This is a genomic window from Myxococcales bacterium, assembly GCA_016706225.1.
Lineage (GTDB): Bacteria > Myxococcota_A > Polyangia > Polyangiales > Polyangiaceae > JADJKB01.
Map to the genome: position 1 here is coordinate 1,100,180 of JADJKB010000005.1, position 16,456 is coordinate 1,116,635.

General features: G+C 67.5%; 14 protein-coding genes. 5 read left to right on the top strand and 9 right to left on the bottom strand.

Annotation, left to right across the window (positions count from 1 at the left end):
- Positions 1–3: 3 nt before the first annotated feature.
- Genes IPI67_12525 through IPI67_12535 form a run of 3 tightly spaced genes read left to right on the top strand, consistent with a single transcriptional unit; the run spans position 4 to position 3,174 of the window.
- Positions 4–726 (top strand): ABC transporter ATP-binding protein, encoded by a 723-nt coding sequence (locus IPI67_12525; GenBank protein MBK7581024.1) that lies wholly within the window; start codon positions 4–6, stop codon positions 724–726.
- The gene (locus IPI67_12530) at positions 723–1,946 is read left to right on the top strand and encodes an ABC transporter permease (protein MBK7581025.1); all 1,224 of its coding nucleotides are present in this window, start codon (positions 723–725) and stop codon (positions 1,944–1,946) included. The genes IPI67_12525 and IPI67_12530 overlap by 4 nt, the downstream gene beginning before the upstream one ends.
- Entirely contained in the window at positions 1,939–3,174 is a 1,236-nt protein-coding gene (locus IPI67_12535; protein ID MBK7581026.1) for an ABC transporter permease, read from the top strand. The genes IPI67_12530 and IPI67_12535 overlap by 8 nt, the downstream gene beginning before the upstream one ends.
- Before the next feature lie 30 nt (positions 3,175–3,204).
- On the opposite strand, the gene IPI67_12540 is transcribed toward IPI67_12535, so the two are convergent.
- The 4 genes from IPI67_12540 to IPI67_12555 all read right to left on the bottom strand — a co-directional run bounded on the left by IPI67_12540 (position 3,205) and on the right by IPI67_12555 (position 9,090).
- On the bottom strand, positions 3,205–5,115 hold the full coding sequence (locus IPI67_12540) for a 30S ribosomal protein S1 (GenBank protein MBK7581027.1): 1,911 nt from the start codon (positions 5,113–5,115) through the stop codon (positions 3,205–3,207).
- Positions 5,116–5,210: 95 nt separating this feature from the next.
- The gene (locus IPI67_12545; GenBank protein ID MBK7581028.1) at positions 5,211–6,134 is read right to left on the bottom strand and encodes an Mrp/NBP35 family ATP-binding protein; all 924 of its coding nucleotides are present in this window, start codon (positions 6,132–6,134) and stop codon (positions 5,211–5,213) included.
- Between the two features lie 87 nt (positions 6,135–6,221).
- Positions 6,222–7,406, bottom strand: a complete 1,185-nt coding sequence (locus tag IPI67_12550) for a hypothetical protein (protein ID MBK7581029.1) — start codon at positions 7,404–7,406, stop codon at positions 6,222–6,224.
- A gap of 91 nt (positions 7,407–7,497) precedes the next feature.
- Positions 7,498–9,090 carry a hypothetical protein gene (locus IPI67_12555; protein ID MBK7581030.1) on the bottom strand — a complete coding sequence of 531 codons (1,593 nt, stop codon included), beginning with the start codon at positions 9,088–9,090 and terminating at the stop codon, positions 7,498–7,500.
- Positions 9,091–9,265: 175 nt separating this feature from the next.
- On the opposite strand from IPI67_12555, the gene IPI67_12560 reads away from it, so the two are divergent.
- Both IPI67_12560 and IPI67_12565 read left to right on the top strand, forming a co-directional pair.
- Positions 9,266–10,081: a redoxin domain-containing protein gene (locus IPI67_12560; GenBank protein ID MBK7581031.1), complete on the top strand. Its 816-nt coding sequence runs from the start codon at positions 9,266–9,268 to the stop codon at positions 10,079–10,081.
- A gap of 50 nt (positions 10,082–10,131) precedes the next feature.
- Positions 10,132–10,641, top strand: coding sequence for a TlpA family protein disulfide reductase (locus IPI67_12565; protein ID MBK7581032.1), 510 nt, complete (start codon positions 10,132–10,134; stop codon positions 10,639–10,641).
- Between the two features lie 51 nt (positions 10,642–10,692).
- Here the strand turns inward: IPI67_12565 and IPI67_12570 are convergent, their stop codons facing one another.
- Genes IPI67_12570 through IPI67_12590 form a run of 5 tightly spaced genes read right to left on the bottom strand, consistent with a single transcriptional unit; the run spans position 10,693 to position 16,173 of the window.
- Complete coding sequence (locus IPI67_12570; GenBank protein MBK7581033.1) at positions 10,693–12,072, bottom strand: MATE family efflux transporter; 1,380 nt, start codon at positions 12,070–12,072, stop codon at positions 10,693–10,695.
- Positions 12,073–12,087: 15 nt separating this feature from the next.
- Positions 12,088–12,603, bottom strand: coding sequence for a hypothetical protein (locus IPI67_12575; protein MBK7581034.1), 516 nt, complete (start codon positions 12,601–12,603; stop codon positions 12,088–12,090).
- Positions 12,600–14,492, bottom strand: coding sequence for a hypothetical protein (locus tag IPI67_12580; GenBank protein ID MBK7581035.1), 1,893 nt, complete (start codon positions 14,490–14,492; stop codon positions 12,600–12,602). Before IPI67_12580 ends, IPI67_12575 begins: the two co-directional genes overlap by 4 nt.
- 5 nt (positions 14,493–14,497) lie before the next feature.
- Positions 14,498–15,184, bottom strand: coding sequence for a TlpA family protein disulfide reductase (locus IPI67_12585; protein ID MBK7581036.1), 687 nt, complete (start codon positions 15,182–15,184; stop codon positions 14,498–14,500).
- Entirely contained in the window at positions 15,184–16,173 is a 990-nt protein-coding gene (locus tag IPI67_12590; GenBank protein ID MBK7581037.1) for a hypothetical protein, read from the bottom strand. Before IPI67_12590 ends, IPI67_12585 begins: the two co-directional genes overlap by 1 nt.
- Positions 16,174–16,456 lie beyond the last annotated feature (283 nt).

Below are 16,456 nucleotides of genomic sequence, written 5' to 3' on the forward strand. Positions count from 1 at the left end.
CAGATGTCCCGGCTCATCGGTCTCAGCGGCGTATGCAAGGACTACATGAGCGGTCCGGAGATCGTGCACGCGTTGGTCGACGTGGAGCTCGAGATCGGGTCCGGCGAGTTCGTGGCGGTGGTGGGCACGAGCGGCAGCGGTAAGAGCACGCTGATGAACATCTTGGGCTGCCTCGATCGCCCCACGCGGGGTCGCTACGAGCTGGCGGGTATCGACGTGACGGAGCGCTCCACCGATCAGCGGGCGCTGGTGCGAAACCGACTGATCGGGTTCGTGTTCCAGGGTTTCAATCTGCTGCCGCGCACCACGGCTCTCGAGAACGTCGAGCTGCCGCTGGTGTACCGCGGCATCGGCGCCCGCGAGCGCTTCCGGCGGGCGGCGCGCGCCCTGGCGCAGGTAGGGCTGGCTGACCGAGCGCACCACACGCCCGCGCAGCTCTCCGGTGGGCAGCAACAGCGGGTGGCCATCGCCCGGGCGCTGGTCACGAATCCGCCGCTGCTCCTGGCGGACGAACCCACGGGCAACCTCGACACCCGCACCAGTCACGACGTGCTCGGCCTGCTCCAGGCCTTGTCGACGGACCACGGCATCACGGTCGTGATCGTGACTCACGAAGCGGACATCGCGGCCTGTGCACGCCGCATCATCACCGTGCGCGACGGGCGCATCGATCGCGACGAGCGGAACGCGGCCCCCAGGCTCGCGCTCGCCGAGAGCAGTCCGTGAACGCGGTCCTGACCTCGTTGCGCATGGCGCTCTCGGCCCTGGTTCGCCAGCGCCTGCGGTCCCTGCTCACGTCCATCGGCATCCTGATCGGTGTGGCGGCGGTGGTGCTGGTGGCGGCTCTGGGCGCCGGCGCCCGCGGCGAGATCGACAAACAGATCCAGAGCCTGGGCTCCAACGTCATCTTCGTGTTCTCACAACCCTCGGCCAAGAGCGGCGCGAAATCCCGGGCCAGCATGGGCATGGGGCTGACGGAGCGCGACGCCGAGGCCATTCGCCGCGAGGCGACGGCGGTGACCGCCGTGACGGTCTACTCCGAGGTCAAGGCCCAGCTCGTGAGTGAGTTCGGCAACGGCAAGATCGGCGTGATGGGGGTGGACCACAGCTACTTCGCCGTGCGCGGCTACGAGGTCGCGACCGGGCGGCGTTTCAACGAGAGTGAGGCGCTGACCAAGGCCAAGGTCGCGCTGATCGCGCCCACTGCCCAGACGAAGTTGTTCGGCAACCAGGACCCCGTCGGGCGCTGGGTGCGGGTCGGGAAACACCCATTTCAGATCATCGGCACGCTGCGCTCGAAGGGCCAATCGCCGTTCGAAGATCAGGACGACCGCATCCTGATCCCGATCGGGACCTGGCGCTCGCGGGTCGTGCCCACGCTAGGGGATCGCGTCCAGCTGGTGATGGCGTCGGCAAAGAGCGCGGAGCACAGCAGCGAAGCCGAGCGTCAGGTGCGCCAGATCTTGCTCCAGCGTCACCAGATTGCGGAGGGTGAAGAGCCGGACTTTCGCATCGGAACCCAGCAGGAATTTCAGCGCATGCAGGAGGGCATCTTCACGGTGCTGACGATCTTGCTGCTCTCGGTCGCTGCCATCTCACTCTTGGTCGGCGGGGTTGGGGTGATGAACATCATGCTCGTGGGGGTCACCGAGCGCACCCGCGAGATCGGCATTCGGATGGCGATCGGAGCGCGCCCGGCCGACATCCAGTTCCAGTTTCTGCTGGAGTCGATCGCGCTCACACTCTTCGGCGGCGTTGCGGGCATCGTCGTGGCCGCGATCTTGATGCAGGTCTTCGCCAAGGATCTCGGCTTCCCGATGCAGATCAGCCTGCAGGCCATCGCCGTGGCCGTTGGCACCAGCGTGATCATCGGGTTGGTGTTCGGGTTCTGGCCCGCGCGGCGCGCCGCGCATCTCGACCCGATCGAGGCGCTGCACCATGAGTAGGATCTTCGGTGCGGTCTGGATTGCGTTCTTGCTCGCCTTCGGCGCGCTCAAGCGCAGTCCGCTCCGGGCGAGCTTGACCGCGCTCGGGATCCTGATCGGTGTGGCCGCGGTGACCATTGTGGTTGCGCTGGGTGAGGGTGCGACCCAGGAGATCTCCGGACGCATCGACAGCATGGGCGAAAACGCGCTGATCGTCATGCCGGCCGAGACGTTGCGCAGCGGCGTGCGCGACGAACGGGCGGTCGGCATCCTGACCGAGGGTGACGCCGAGGCTCTGGCCGCCGAGGCCCCGGCGGTGGAGCGAGCCGCGCCGCTTCTCTTCAGCTCGGCGCAGGTCGCCTGGCGAGACGCGAACTCGCCCACCACCATCGTGGGTAGCACCCGGGCGTTCTTCGACATCCGACGCTGGAAGGTGTCGTCAGGCACGCTCTGGCCGGTCTCGAGCGAGACCCTCGGCGAGAAGGTGTGTGTGATCGGCGTCGGCGTGCGCAACAACCTGTTCGGCAGCGAAGATCCCGTCGGGCAGACGCTGCGCATTGGACGCCACCCGTTCCGAATCGTCGGGCTCCTGGACGAGAAAGGCCAGGGGCCCTTTGGCAACGATCAGGACGACGTGGTCGTGATGCCCGTAGCAACGCTGCGCGCCAAGCTCCTGCCCACCCGCCCGGGCCAGGTCGGGCGCATCTTGTTGCAGGGGACCACGCCCGACTCCGCGGCGGAGGTCGAGCGCCAAGCCGAAGCCATCCTGCGCCAGAGGCATGGCCTGACCGAGGGCGCCGAGAACGACTTCCGCGTTCGCAGCCAAGAGGACTTCCGGCGCCGCCAGGAGGGGATCTTGGGGACGCTGCGCACCCTCTTGCTCTCGATCGCGCTGGTGAGCCTGGTCGTGGGTGGGATCGGCGTGATGAACATCATGCTCGTCAGTGTTACCGAGCGAACCCGGGAGATCGGGATCCGCATGGCGATTGGCGCCCGGGAGATCGACATCATGTTTCAGTTCCTGGTCGAGGCCGTGGTGCTGTCGCTCCTGGGTGGCGCGGTGGGGGCACTCCTGGCGGTGCTCGCGGTGCGCAGCATCGCCAACGCCCTGGGCTGGCAGATGGGTGTGTCCACCGATGCACTGATGGTTGCGCTTGGCGTGAGCACGACCATCGGCGTCACCTTCGGGTTCTTCCCAGCGCGGCGGGCGGCGCGCCTCGACCCCATCCACGCACTCCGGCGCGAATAGCGGCCCGCCACGCGGCAGGTGCGAGCGAGGTCAGCCGCCTTTGTTCAGCTTCTTGGCCAGCAAGTCGCCGAGGGTGCCGAAGCCGCCCTCTTTGGCCAGGGCCTGGCGGTACTCGCGATGGGCGCGCCGCTCTTCGTCCTCGGCCATGCCCTTGATGCTGAGCTTGGGCTCACCCCGCCGAGGATCGATGTCGATGACCTTGACGTCCAGGGTCGAACCCATCTTGAACGACTTCCGGAGATCGGTGCCGCGCGGAGTTCCGGTCTGGCCGGCCGGCAAGAAACCACGCGCCCCACGCCCCGTGACGCCGAGGATGCGCACGATGAGCCCCGAGGCCTCGTGTTTGATCACCTCGACCTTGACGATGCTGTTGCGCGCGACCTTCTGCGGCTCCTCGGCCGCACGATCGGCGGGCGGAGCAGGGTGGAGCGCGATCTTCTTGGTGCGCGGGTCGAAGTTGTGGACGACGACGTCGACGTCCTGCCCTTCTTTGAGCACCTCGTTCGGATGTTCGATGCGGGTCAGCGAGAGATCCGAGATGTGGATCAGCGCTTCGATGCCCGGCTCGAGCTCGACGAAAGCGCCGAAGTCGAGGAGCTTCTGCACCTTGCCGGAGTGACGGCTACCCGGCGCATACTTCTCTCGCGCGGCGGCCCAGGGGTCCTCGATCAGCGCCTTGCGGCTCAGCCAGATCTTTCCCTTTTCGTCGATCTTCAGGATCTTGACCTCGACCTGTTCGCCGGGACGAAGCAGGTCGACCATACGAGCGCGGGAGTCGTGGCTGGCCTCCGACACGTGCACGAGGCCTTCGAGGTTCTCCGCGTCGGGAAGCGCAACGAAAGCGCCCCACTCGACCACCGTGCGCACGATGCCCTTGAGGACCTGCTCTTCGGTGAGCAGGGTGAGCGCGTGTTTGCGCCGCTCGTGGGCCTCGGCCTCCAGCATCGGGCGGCGCGAGACGACCACGTCGCGGCCCGCGTTTTTGTACTGGATCACCTTGAAGTCGAGGCGTTGGCCGACCAGCCCGCTGAAGTTGGCGTTCTGTGGGTGCAGATCCATGCCCGACGCGGGCGCGAAGGCGCGCAGGCCCGAGATGTCGACCTCGATGCCGCCTTTGATCGCGCCGGTGACCAGGCCGTGGACCAGGCTGCCGTCCTTGGCCGCTGCCTCGACCGCCGGTTTGATCTCCTCTTCCCTGAGGGGCTTGCGGGTGAGCACGACCAATCCGCCGCGCACACCGTCGTTGTGGATGTGCGCGACGAAGCGATCTCCGACGCTGGGCATCAGGTCGTCCGGCTTCATCTCGGTGCGATCGAAGATGGCCAGGGCTTTGCCCGCCAGATCCACCATGACCGCCGTCTCGAGCACGGCCGTCACCTTGCCGAACACCTCTTCGCCGACGTGGAACGGTGCGCGCTCGGTTGCCGGTCGGTGGCTGCGCGACCGCGCGTGCTCGTCGCGTCCGGTGCTCTGACCGTCTGCCGCCGCACTACCGTCGCCCGGCTTCTTCTTCTTGCGACGCCGTCGCTTCTTCTTTTTTCCCGGTTCGCCGTCCGCGGTTGCTACTTCGCCCTCGACCGCTTCGCCTTCAGCCGAAGCCCCGTCGTCGCCGTCGCCGTCGCTGTCGTCGGCGTCGTCGTCGCCCGCGCTGTCGTCGCCTGGAGCTTCGCTCTCGCCGCCGCCCGCGGCTGGCGCCGCGCTCGCGGCGTCGTCCGTCGCGGCTGCGCTTGCGGACTCGGCGTCGCTCGGGCTCGGTTCGACAAGCGGCGCGCTCGCGTCGCTCGTTGCCGTGCTCGACTGGCCGGGCTCGGGGGTTTCGGGTGTCACGGGGGTGCCTGTCGACGCCTCCGCGGCCGGCGCGGCCGTAGCTTCGCCGGAGGTGTTCGGCTCAGCGCCTTCGGGCGCGGAGTCGGCGGTGGAGTTTTCGATCTCGGAAGACATGCGGGCACCATCCCTCGACGAGGGGACCGGCCCTATAACGTGCCTTTTGCCGCCTGCCAATCGCGGCGCGCGGATCGGTTTCGGTTGTGGCGAGGTCAGCGCGAAATCGGCAGGTGGCGGTTGACTCCGCCGGCCCGGTCGATGACCAGACCGCCCGAAGCGCGCGCATTGTCCGCTTCCAGCTGCTCCACGAGGCGCTCGGCGACCCGCACGAACGCCTGCGCCATCTCGGAGCCCGGGGAGGCCTGCACCAGGGGAGTGCCAGCGTCACCCCACTCGCGGACGCTCGGGTGGATGGGGATCTGGCCGAGCAGGGGGGCTCCCGCCATCTCCGCGACCTTGGCGCCGCCGCCGGCGCCGAACAGCTCGTGCCGTTTGTCGCAGCCGTCGCAGATGAAATAGCTCTCGTTCTCCACCACGCCGGTGATCGGAATGCCGACCTTCTGGCACATGCTGACGGACTTGTAGACGTCCATCAGCGCGACCTCTTGGGGGGTCGTGACGATGACAGAGCCGTTGGTGCGCAGCTGCTGCGAGAGGGTGAGGGCGATGTCTCCGGTGCCCGGCGGCAGGTCGAGCAACAAGAAGTCGAGCTCACCCCAGTCCACGTCCTTCAGGAATTGCACCAACGCGCCGTGCAGCATCGGCCCGCGCCAGACGATGGCGCTCTTCGGATCTTCGAGCATGAAACCAATGCTCATCAGCTTCACCCCGAAGCGCTCGAGGGGCTGGATCTTCTTGCCATCGGTCATGGGCTGGCCGGTGATGCCGAACATGGTCGGCACGCTCGGGCCGTACATGTCCGCGTCGAGCAAACCAACGCGATAACCCTGGCGTTTGAGCGCGAGCGTCAGGTTGGCGGCCACCGTGCTCTTGCCAACCCCGCCCTTGCCGCTCATCACCAACACGACGTTCTTCACGCCGGGGACGGGGTCCCCTTCGGCGACGACTCGTCCCGACACACTCGGCGTTTGTTGTTCGCTGCTCATGGCCCGCGTTCCCGTAGGACCGGGAGGCATGCCTGTCAAAGGCCGGGTGCACAAAAAGCAAAGAGCCGGCGGCCCCGAGAGGAACCGCCGGCTCCTGCTTCTAGCAGCGCTGTTTGCTCAGGCGCCGCCGCTGCCGGTCGCCGAACCGCTGGCGCTGGCGCTGGCCGAGACCGAGACGCTGACCGAGGCCGAAGCCGCGACCGACGCCTGGAGCTGGGCCACGAAGTCCGCGCCGAACGTCACGGCACAGGCTGCTGAGGCGGCGACCTCGGCGCCGACGTCCGCGGCCTTCACCGCGATGTCCGCCGCCGCTTTGCCCGCGAGCTCACCCTTCGCCGCAACGTCGAGGATGGCCGGCAGGTTCGCCTCGAGCGTGGCCGAGAGGGTTGCATCACCCGAGGCCTGCACGACCACCTTGGGCGGGGTGCAGGTCGCGGTCAGTGAGCCTTGACCCGAGCAGCCGGCCTTGCAGTCGGCGTCGATGTCGCACTCGAGCGGCTTGAGCTCACCCTCGCACTTCGGCGCGGTGTACTCGACGCTGCAGCCACCCTTGCAGCTGGCCTCGGCGCCGCAGTTGACCTTGGCGGTCGCGCTGAGCTTGCACTCACCGGAGCAAGTGCCCTTGCACTCGGTGTCGCATTTGCCTTCGCATTTGCCAGCGCAGGTGCCGCTGCTGTCAGCCCCGTCGCACTTGCCGGTGCAGGTGCCCGCGCAGGTTCCGGTGCAAGTAGCGGAGCAGGTGCCTTCGCAGTTGGCCGCCACCGTCGCCGAGCCCTCGCAGGTCGCGCTGGCCTTGCACTCACCCGAGCACTGGCCGGAGAGCTCACCTGGGTCACAGCGCAGCTCGAGCTTCGGCGGCTCGCACTTGCCACTGACATCGCATTTGCCCTCGCAGCTGAACTGCGCCTGGGCGTTGACCTCGCACTTGCCACCCTCGATCGACAGCGTCACCGAGCCGCTGGCCTTGATCTTCGCGTCGAGCGCGACGGAGGCCTTGTTGCACGCAGCCTTGAGATCGTCGTCGGAGACGTTCTTGCCGTCGCCCACGTCCGGCGGAGTCTCGCCCAGATCCTTGGCGATGTTGGCGCAGGCCACCGACAACGAGGCCTTCATTTCGCCGCTGACCGTGACCAGCGCGTTGACCGCGCCCTGGAAAGCCTCGGCCTTGGCCTTCAGCTCGGCCGCGCACTCCGTGGCGTTCTGCGCGTCCTTCGCCGCGTCACACCCGCCGCCAAACGGCAGGGCCATCGCTGCAATCAGCGCCGGCCCGGCCAAGAATCGGAATCCCTTCATCTTCTTCATTGGAAGCTCTCCTTATTCACGATCTTCTTCGGGAGCGAACGCCCCACCAGACTCATTCGACGAACGATTTCTGCCACTGATGCAAATCCGATCACTGGGGTGGCCAGCAGCCGGGCTTCGAGTAGGGGGCAATCTTGCCCTGCAGGCTGTCGGCACCGAGACACGTTTGATAGAGGGGGCTGCCGGACGATTTGATCGCCGAGCCGCCGTAGCAGTTCATGGTGATGCCGCTCGGTGCCTTGGGGCAGCCGCCGTCCGTGCACTGCACGTTCTGGGTCACCGGCAGCCCCGTGCAGTCGCACTTCGGTCCGAGATCCAAGCAGTAGTGCTCGCCGCCGTAGTCGGTGGACAGGCACAGGCCCGTTGGGCAGTCGGCGTCGTCGCGGCACGGCTCGCAACCCTTGCCCGTGCCCTTGCACGCGCCGAAGCGGTGGGCACAGGTGGGCTTGCCGAGGGCCGTGTCGTGGACCGCACACTCGGCCGCCGTGCCCCAGGGACAGGCGTTCGAGACGTTCGGATCGCAGATGGCCGAGCAGTACTTGTGACCCTTGCCATCGCTGGCGCAGATCTGACCCGGGATGGCGCGACAGTCCTCGTCGCTCTTGCAGTCGCCACAGAACTCCCGCTTCAGGCACAGCTTCCGCAGCAAGGTGATGGGGCCGCAGGAGAACTCCTTGCCCGGCCCGAGCTCCGCGGCAGACACACAGCTCGGCGGGTTGCCCCCGACGCCGGTGAGGCCGCAGGCCGTCACGCAGGGTTTTCTGCCGGTCCGCACGGTGTTGCAGGAATAGCCCGCGCCGCAGTCGTCGTCGGAGCCGCAACCCGTCTTCGTGCAGTAAGCCTCGATGTCACCGGGGCCGGCGCCAATGCACACGAAGCCGTTGGCCTCGTCGCACTCGGCGTTGGTGCCGTTGGTGCATTTAGAGCCGAACTGCCCCTTCGGGTAGGTCTTGCCAGCGGCGCAAGCCAGGACGTCTTTGCCCTCGGCGTTCTTGGCGGTCTTGCACTCACCGACGGTCGCGCAGTCGGCGTGGGTGGTGCAGCCGACGTACGCGCACACCCCTTCGACACAGCCGAGGCTCAGGTCCGAATCACACTCGGTCGACTTGGTGCAGGCGTGGCCCAAGCCGAAGACGGGGGTGTCGGACTTCTCACACACGTTCTTGGTGGGGTCGCCGCTCGGATCCTTGACACACGCACCTGGGACCGCCGCGCAGTCACTGTTGAGCGTGCAGCCGGTGAGTTTGCACGTCCCGCCCAGGCACTTGTAACCGCGGAGCTCGTCGCACTCGGTGTCCACGGTGCAGGTCGTGTCGTATTGCCCGAGCTGCTTCCCTCCGTCGGTGAAGGGCGCCCAGAAGCAGAACTGCCCCGCAGCGCCGGTGTCGTCATTGGTGCCGTAGCAATATTTGCCAGCGGGACAGTCCTTGGTCGCGTCGGCGCAGGTCTGCGCGCAGGTATTGCCGACGCACTTCATCGTCGCCGGCGAGACGCAGTCCGCCACGTCGCACTTCTTCTGGCACTCGCCGTTGATGACTACGCCCTTGCAGGGCTCGGCTGCCGCGTCGTCGCTGCTGCAGGCGGGCAGCGCGAGGGTCGCGGTTGCCGATAGTCCCAAGACCGCGGTGAAGGCCTGTGCCGCCTTGCGCCAGAGACCCGAATACCCCTTGAGAGACCTAATCATGGTGACCATCGTTTCCGCGTTCGCTGCCGGCCGCGCCAGCCGGAAGGCCCGATAACTCGGCGAGTCGCCTTAGCCCGGCCGGGCGGAGGTGAAAAGGCCCCCGGGGCAGCGCTTGACGGGATCGCCGCTCCCGCTATGCTCCCGGCGGGTCTAGCACAGTCCCGGGAGGCTACCCATGAAGACGGCATTGCTGCTCTCCGCAGCGGTTGGTGTGATCACGATCACTGGATGCGGCAGCTCCGACGCGGGCGATCCTCCGAAACAAAACGACTTCGATCACGGCACGGTCGTGAACAATGGCACCGGCGGCGCAGCCGGTGGCACCTCCACCACCGAGCCTCCGTTCACGGCGTACGAGTATCCGGCGGGCCCCTACGGCACGCAGGTCGGCTCCATCATCGAGCCGCTCGCGTTGCTTGGCTGGACGGCGCCCCGGCAGGCGGGGCCCGAGGGCTACGACAACAGCCTCTTCGAGCCGGTCAACGTCGCTCAGTATTACAACCCGACCGGGGCAAAACCGATCAAGCTGCTCTGGATCAACTCGTCAGCGGTCTGGTGTGGGCCGTGTAACGAAGAGTACCGCTACATGCGGGACAACAAGACCTACCAGAACGACATCAAGCCACTCGGGGTCGAGCTGTTCGGCACGTTGATGGAAGACGGCGCGAACCCGCCGAACCCCGCCAAGCCGGTGAACCTCACGTCGTGGGGCGTCAAATACGAGGTCGAAGCGCCGATGGGCCTCGACCCCGCGTTCAAGGTTGCCAAGTACTTCAAACAGGCCACCGTCCCCGGAGGCCTCTTCGTCGACACCAAGACGATGAAGATCGTCGAGATCCTCTCGGGCGGTAGCGTCCCCGACGTCTGCTGTGACTCCAGCAGCTGTTACGCCGCGCCCAACGACGAGTGCCAGAGCGGCGGCTGCTCCTCGGGTCAGCAGTGTGTCTCCGGAGTGCTCAGCAAGCTCAAGTCGGCGGTCGCGAATCTGTGACGGCGGCGGGTTCGTTCGCGCGCGCGGTCGGGCGAGGCTCGAGCGTCGCGATGGCGCTGCTCGTCCTGGGAGTCGCGGCGTGCGGCTCGAGCCCGGCGGGCGGCCCATCGGACGCGAGCTCCGGAGGAGCCAAGCCGCCGGACTTCGAGCTTTCGACGCTCGACGGCCAGACGGTGCGGCTCTCCGATCACCTGGGCAAGGACGTGATCCTGATCGACTTCTGGGCGACCTTCTGTGATCCCTGCCTGGCGTCGATGCCCCACCTCGACGAGCTGTACAAGAAGCACAAGGCCGAGGGCTTCGTGGTGCTCGGAGTCTCCATCGACGGGCCGGAGTCGGCCGCGCAGGTGAAGAGCACGGTGTCGAAGCTCGGCGTCTCGTTCCCGATCTTGCTCGATCAGGAGACCCGCGTCGTGGCCCTCTACAACCCCAAGACGAGCGCGCCTTACAGCGTGCTCATCGGGCGGGACGGCAGTGTGCTGACCAAGAAAGAGGGCTACACCACCGGCGACGGGACGTCCGTCGACAAGGACGTGGAAGCCGCCCTCGCGCGCAAGTGAAGCCCGACGCGCGCTCGTAGAGCCCCCGCGGGCGGCGCCCAGCGGCCGAGCTCAGCTGCCGTGATCCGGCCGTGCGATCAGCGGCAGCGTGCGCGACGAACGGAGGAAGCGCGAGCCGAGCAGGACCGCGGCCACCGTCAGACCCACGATGAGCCCCGTCCACATGCCGCGAGGTCCCTGCCCGAAGTGGAGGCTCAGGCTCGCCCCGAGCGGAATGCCAACGACCCAGTAGGCGATCGCCGCGAGGATCATCGGCATGCGGGTGTCTCTGAGGCCGCGCAGAGCACCATTGGAGAGCACCTGCGCCCCGTCGGGAAACTGAAACGCCGCCGCGTAGAGGATCAAGCTGGCGGCCAGGGCAGCGACGGCCGGGTCCTTGGTGTAGAGGCGGACAATCTCGTGGTTGCCGAGGAGCAACACGGCGCCGGACACGAGCTGAGTGCCGAGCATGATCACGAACCCGGCGAAGGCGGCGCGGCGAATGCCCAGCCGGTCGCCGCGACCGACGGCGTGTCCCACCCGTACGGTCGTGGCCTCGGCGATGCCGAGCGGGATCATGAAGGCGAGACTCGCCACGTTGATGGCGACCTGGTGGGCCGCCGCGGGCACCTCACCCAGGCGGCCGATGAGCAGTGCCGCCACGATGAAGAGGCTGCCCTCCATCAGCACGGTGAAACCGATGGGCAGCCCCGTGCCGAGCAACCGCGCGAGCTCCGAGACACGTGGCGGGTCGAAGCGCGAGAACAGCTCGAGCTCGGAAAAACGGCGGGCACGGGCCAGGTACACCGCGAGCACGATGGCCTGAGTCCAGAGCACGATGGCAGTGGCAAACCCGAGTCCCCCTGCGCCGAGCTCCGGGGCGCCGAAGGCGCCGTAGGTCAGGGCGTAACCGAGCGGCACGAGCAGGAGCAACCCGCCGAACGACAGGAGCATGGTGGGCAGCGTGAACTGCACGCCATCACTCATGTAGCGCATACACAGGAACAGACAGAACGCCGGCACTCCCCAGCGAATGCCGTGCAGAAACGCGGTCGCGCCCGGCGCAATTTCACTGGCGATGCCCATGGCGGGCAGCGCCTGGGGGATGAGCGTGAGGAACAGAAAGAGCGGCGGCGCGAGCCCGACGGCGAGCCACAACGCTTGCCGAAACAACGGACCGATCTCCCGGCGCCGACCTGCACCGTACAGCTCGGACACCGACGGCGGCACCGCCATCAAGGTGCCCATCACCACCGTGAGCGGCAAGAAGTACAAGGCGTTGCCGATGGTGACCGAGGCCAGCGTGCGAGTGCCGTGATGCCCCGCGATCACGTTGTCGACGAAGCCGATCAGGGCGGTCGACAGGTGCCCGAGCACGAGCGGGCCCGCCAGTGTGGTGGTCGTCCGGAGCTCGCGACGAAAGCTCGCCGGCTCGAGGCTGCGATGCGACATGGATGAAGTGCCGGTTCAGGGCGGAGGGAGGGGCGGGGGCGCTTCCAGCGCCCGAGCGAGCGTGACGTCGCGCAGCAGCGTGTCCCTGCCGTCGTCCACCTCGTACACCCGAGCAGGCCGGATCACGGTCTCGGTGTCGATGGGCGCCGGGCCCTCGCCCGAGAAGACCGGGCGGTAGGTCTTGCCCGCCTCGGCCACGAAGGCCGCGCGCCCCACCGCTCGCGCTGTTCCCGACACGTCCCCGATGATCAGCCGATGTGGGCCCGGGAGCACCTCGACGTGGAGGCGGGCGTCTTCGGGCACTCGCGTCGCGATGTCCTCCCCGTCGAGGGTGAGCAGCGCGAGTCCGCTGTCACCGTTGACCCGGATGATGGCGATGCTCTCGCGAGGCCGGACGGGGCCGGCGTATTGCTGCGCGATGAAGGTCGGGCCGCCGCACCCCAGCAGACTGAAGCCGAGCGCCACGCATGCGCCAGCGCGGACGGCGCGCAAGAAGTCGGCGCCCGGGAGCGGAGCGAGGTTTGGGTTCAAAACCGCACCGTGGCATCGAGGCGTGCACCCTCGAACGGCGGATAAATCCGGCACACTCCGCCGACACAGCGCAGGGCGCCGCGCCGCTGTCCGACGAAGGCACTCACGCTCGACGACGACGTGATCTTGTAGCTGACCTGCCCGTTGAAGTACGTGGCCGGCACGCCGGGGTTCGAGCTGTACTCCACGCCGAATGCCGCCGAGAGGTGCGGCGACCAGTCGACACCCGTCAGGTGTTGGCCCTCGAACCACGGCTCATCCGGGCCGCCGACGACCTGATGTCGGCGCCGGTGCCAGCCCTGAAACTGCAGAGAGAACGGTCCACCCAGCGAGCGCAGCACGTCGTAGCGGGCGTAGGTCTCCTGGTAATAAAGATTGGTGACACCGCCGCTGGAGGCCGCGAGGGACTCTTCGGCCTGATCGATGCGCGCACCGAAGGTGAGGTTGGCCCGGCTCTTGCGCCGCTGACCGGTGAGCTCCATGCCGGTCGCCAGATCCCACACCCGATTGAGGTTGGCGTTCGACGTGTCACACGCCTCGTTCAAGGCTCGCTCCGCCCAGGTTCGGTAGTGACCCACCCAGGCGAAGACGCTCTCGTCCTTGCCGAGGTGAACGTCGCCCTTGAGCCGACCGCCGGTGACGCAGGTGTTGAACCCCTCGAACTCGGTGTCGACCCAGAACGCCTCGGTCGTCGGCGGGGCGCTGTACTGCACCAACGAAAACTCGCGCGCGCGCGCCGTCTCCACGTTGGCGGCGAGCGCAAAAAAGCGCCGGTAGTGTTTGCCCTCGAAGGTGAACGTCACGGGCTTTTCAATCAGCGTCACCGCCGCGTAGACGGCGTAACCCTTCTTGCCGTCGATCAGCTGGCGATCGGAGCTGCTCGCGTCGCGCTTCGCGTCGTCCAGGCTCTGCAGCGCCAGCTCCAGGTAGCCGTCGCCGTGACCGTCGAAGTCCGCGATCTCGAGCGACTGGCTGCCGGTGAGGATGGTGTCGGCCTGGCGCACGACGTCGCTCGACAGGGGATCCTGACGGTAGAGCAGCGAACCCTGGGTGCCGAGGCGAAAGCCTTTTGGGGCCACCTCGAGCTGAGCTGCGGCCAGCCGATCCGGCGCGTAGCTCGGCGAGGCCCCGAGGAAGTCGGTCTCGACGGCCCGGGGCATGCCGGCCTCGGTGACCGCGATGAAACCCGGAGTCACGCCCTTGTCGACGCTGAGGTACCGCCCACTGGCCTCGTCGATGCGCAGCGGGTTCATCTCGCCGCCGAGGGCGCTGAGCCGCAGTTTCAGCGGACCTGCGTCCACTCGCCCGGTGATGCGCGCGCCGCGCACCGTGGTGTCGCTCGCCAGCTCGTCCATCTTGCGAACGCTGAGCACGAAGCCGCGGCCGAACGAGGCGTAGAAGTCTCCGGCGGTCACCTCCACGTCGCGCGTGGAGTACCCGACGTAGTACTTCGCGGGGTAGACCCAGTTGATGTAGCGGTTCGACATCTCGGCGCCTGCTTCGTTGAACTTCTGGCGAAACAGCGCCGCGTCCGAGATGCCGGCGGTCGCAGGCCGGTTCTCCACCACGTCGAGGGCGATCGCCTCCGGGTAGGGAGAGCGATAGAACCACGCGTTGTCGATGCGCAGTCCGGCCGTCCACTTGCCCCACGAGGCCTGGACGTTGAAGCGGTTGTACCACATGCCCCACTCGTCGTTGACGCGGGTCGGGACGTCCAATGGGCGAGTGTCGCGGTTGTCGAAGTTGTAGAGCACGCTGGTCGCGTCGGTGACGTCCAGGTGAACTGCGTCGTCGCCGAGGCGCCCCGGCTCGAGGGCGTTCGCAGCTCCGGCGACGAGCAGCGAACCGAGCGCGCCGCTCCAGGCGGTCCAGACCAAGGCCCCGCGCATCGCTCCTACTTCCCGCGCTTTTCCAGCTCGGTCTCGATGAAGGGCCAGATCACCGCGCCCTTGTCGCCCGTCGTTCCGAACAGGACCTTCATAGTCTTGGCGTCGACCACCAGGTTGAGCGGTGCGGTCTGATCGACGCCGAAGGTACCGCCGAGCTGATTCTCGGGATCGAGAGCAAACGGGAAATTCGTCTCATAAGACTTCGCCCAGGCGACCAGGTGTTTCTCCTGGGCGGGATTGAAGTTCCCGTCCTCGAACAGCACACTCAGCACCCTGAATCCCCGAGGCGCGAGCGAGGCCGCGTGTTCACCGAGCGACGGGTTCGTCCCGGTCCCTTCGTGTTCGTTCTTGCACGCACCACACCAGCCGGCCGCGGTGTTGAACAGCAAGATCTCGTTGCCCTTGCTGCCGTCGGGATCGTAAAAATCCGAGAGACTGATGGGCGCGAGCTTGGCCGTGTCGTACCCGGCGGTCTTGGGGTCGAGCCAGCCCTGCTGAAACGAGAGGTCGCCGAGCACGAGCCCGATGTCGCCCTTGATGTCCTTCGCGTAGGGTCCACTCGGATAACCGGCGGTGTTGCCTGCGTCGTCCGCCAGCAAGTACTCCGGTATGTCCGGGCGGTTCGTGCCGCAGGCGCAGGCGAGCAGCGCCAGCACCCAGACCCCGCTCGAGGACCGTGGCAGGTGGTCCATCACTTCTTCTTGATGCCGAAGGTGCTGAGAACGGGGATGCCCTCGCCGTCGTTGGTCTCGACGCTCTGGCCATCACTCGTCACCTTGCCGCCGCTGACCTTGGCCCAGCCGGCGTAGGGAGCCCACTCTTCCCCTGGATCGATGCCGTGGATCCAGAACTCGACCTCGGTCCCTGCGGCCCAGCTCGCCGTGTTCTTCACGCTCAGCTTGGCGTGGGGACAGAACTCGGTGTCGAGGGGGGTCGTGCCGACGATGATCTCGAAGCCCGCGCTCTTGTCGACCGCCGGCGGCGCGCTGCTGAGGGGCACCTCGGCGGCGCGGAACTTCTTCAGCTCGTCGGTATCGAAGGTCAGCTCGTCGAACGTGATGTCGGTGCCCGCCGCCAGGGTCAGCGTGGCGCCGCCGCTCGACGCGCTGCCACCCGGAACGAGAGTCACACCTTGGGAGGGATCGGGCAGCTTCGCAGTTCTCACCTCCCCAATGGCGTACTTGGTGGTGTTCGTCGGCAAGAGCTGGGCGAACTTCACGTAACCCATGCCGTCGCCGTATTTGAACGCGGGGCGGCGGAACTCGGCGTTCGGCAGGATGCCCGGCGCACAGACGCTCGTTTGTTTGTCGAGCGTGCAGACCACTCCCTGGTTGTCGGTGCTGCCGTTGATGCACAAGTCGAGGCCACACACCTGCGCCAATACCTTGGTCGCCGGCGCGCCGGTCGTGTCGAGGATGGTCGCGTTGAGCTCGTCGACCTGATGCGAGGGATCGGTCGATGGGTAACCGGGGCCCTTGGCGCACGCGGAGCCGCCGGCTCCGGAGCTGCCACCACTCGCGGTGCCTCCGCTGCCGCCGGTCGTGAGCGTGCCGCCCGCGCCGCCGCCGGAGGTCCCTCCACTCGTCGAGCCGCCGCCCCCGCCGCCGTCGCTGCTGCTGCAGCCGAACGAGGCGAAGACCGAGAGGCAGATCACTGCCGAGGTGATGCGAAATCGAGCCATACCATCTCCTAGATGCACGAGCCGGCCGAGCTTGCGCGCGCGTCGTGGATCTTTACCAGCTGGCGGCAGCTTGACCAGGCCCGTGCGCGGATTGGCCCGCCGGGGCGCGCACAAATTCGCAACGGCGATTGATGTGGGTGCCCCCGCCTCGTCCGTCCTCGGCCGCTGCGCGGCCTGCGGGCGGCCGTTCCCCCCTTGCGTCCGTCCTCGGCCGCTGTGGGCCGCCACGGGGCCCGCGGGCGGCCACTTCGCGAGGGCGAGGGCGGGAGCGGGTGCGGGGGCG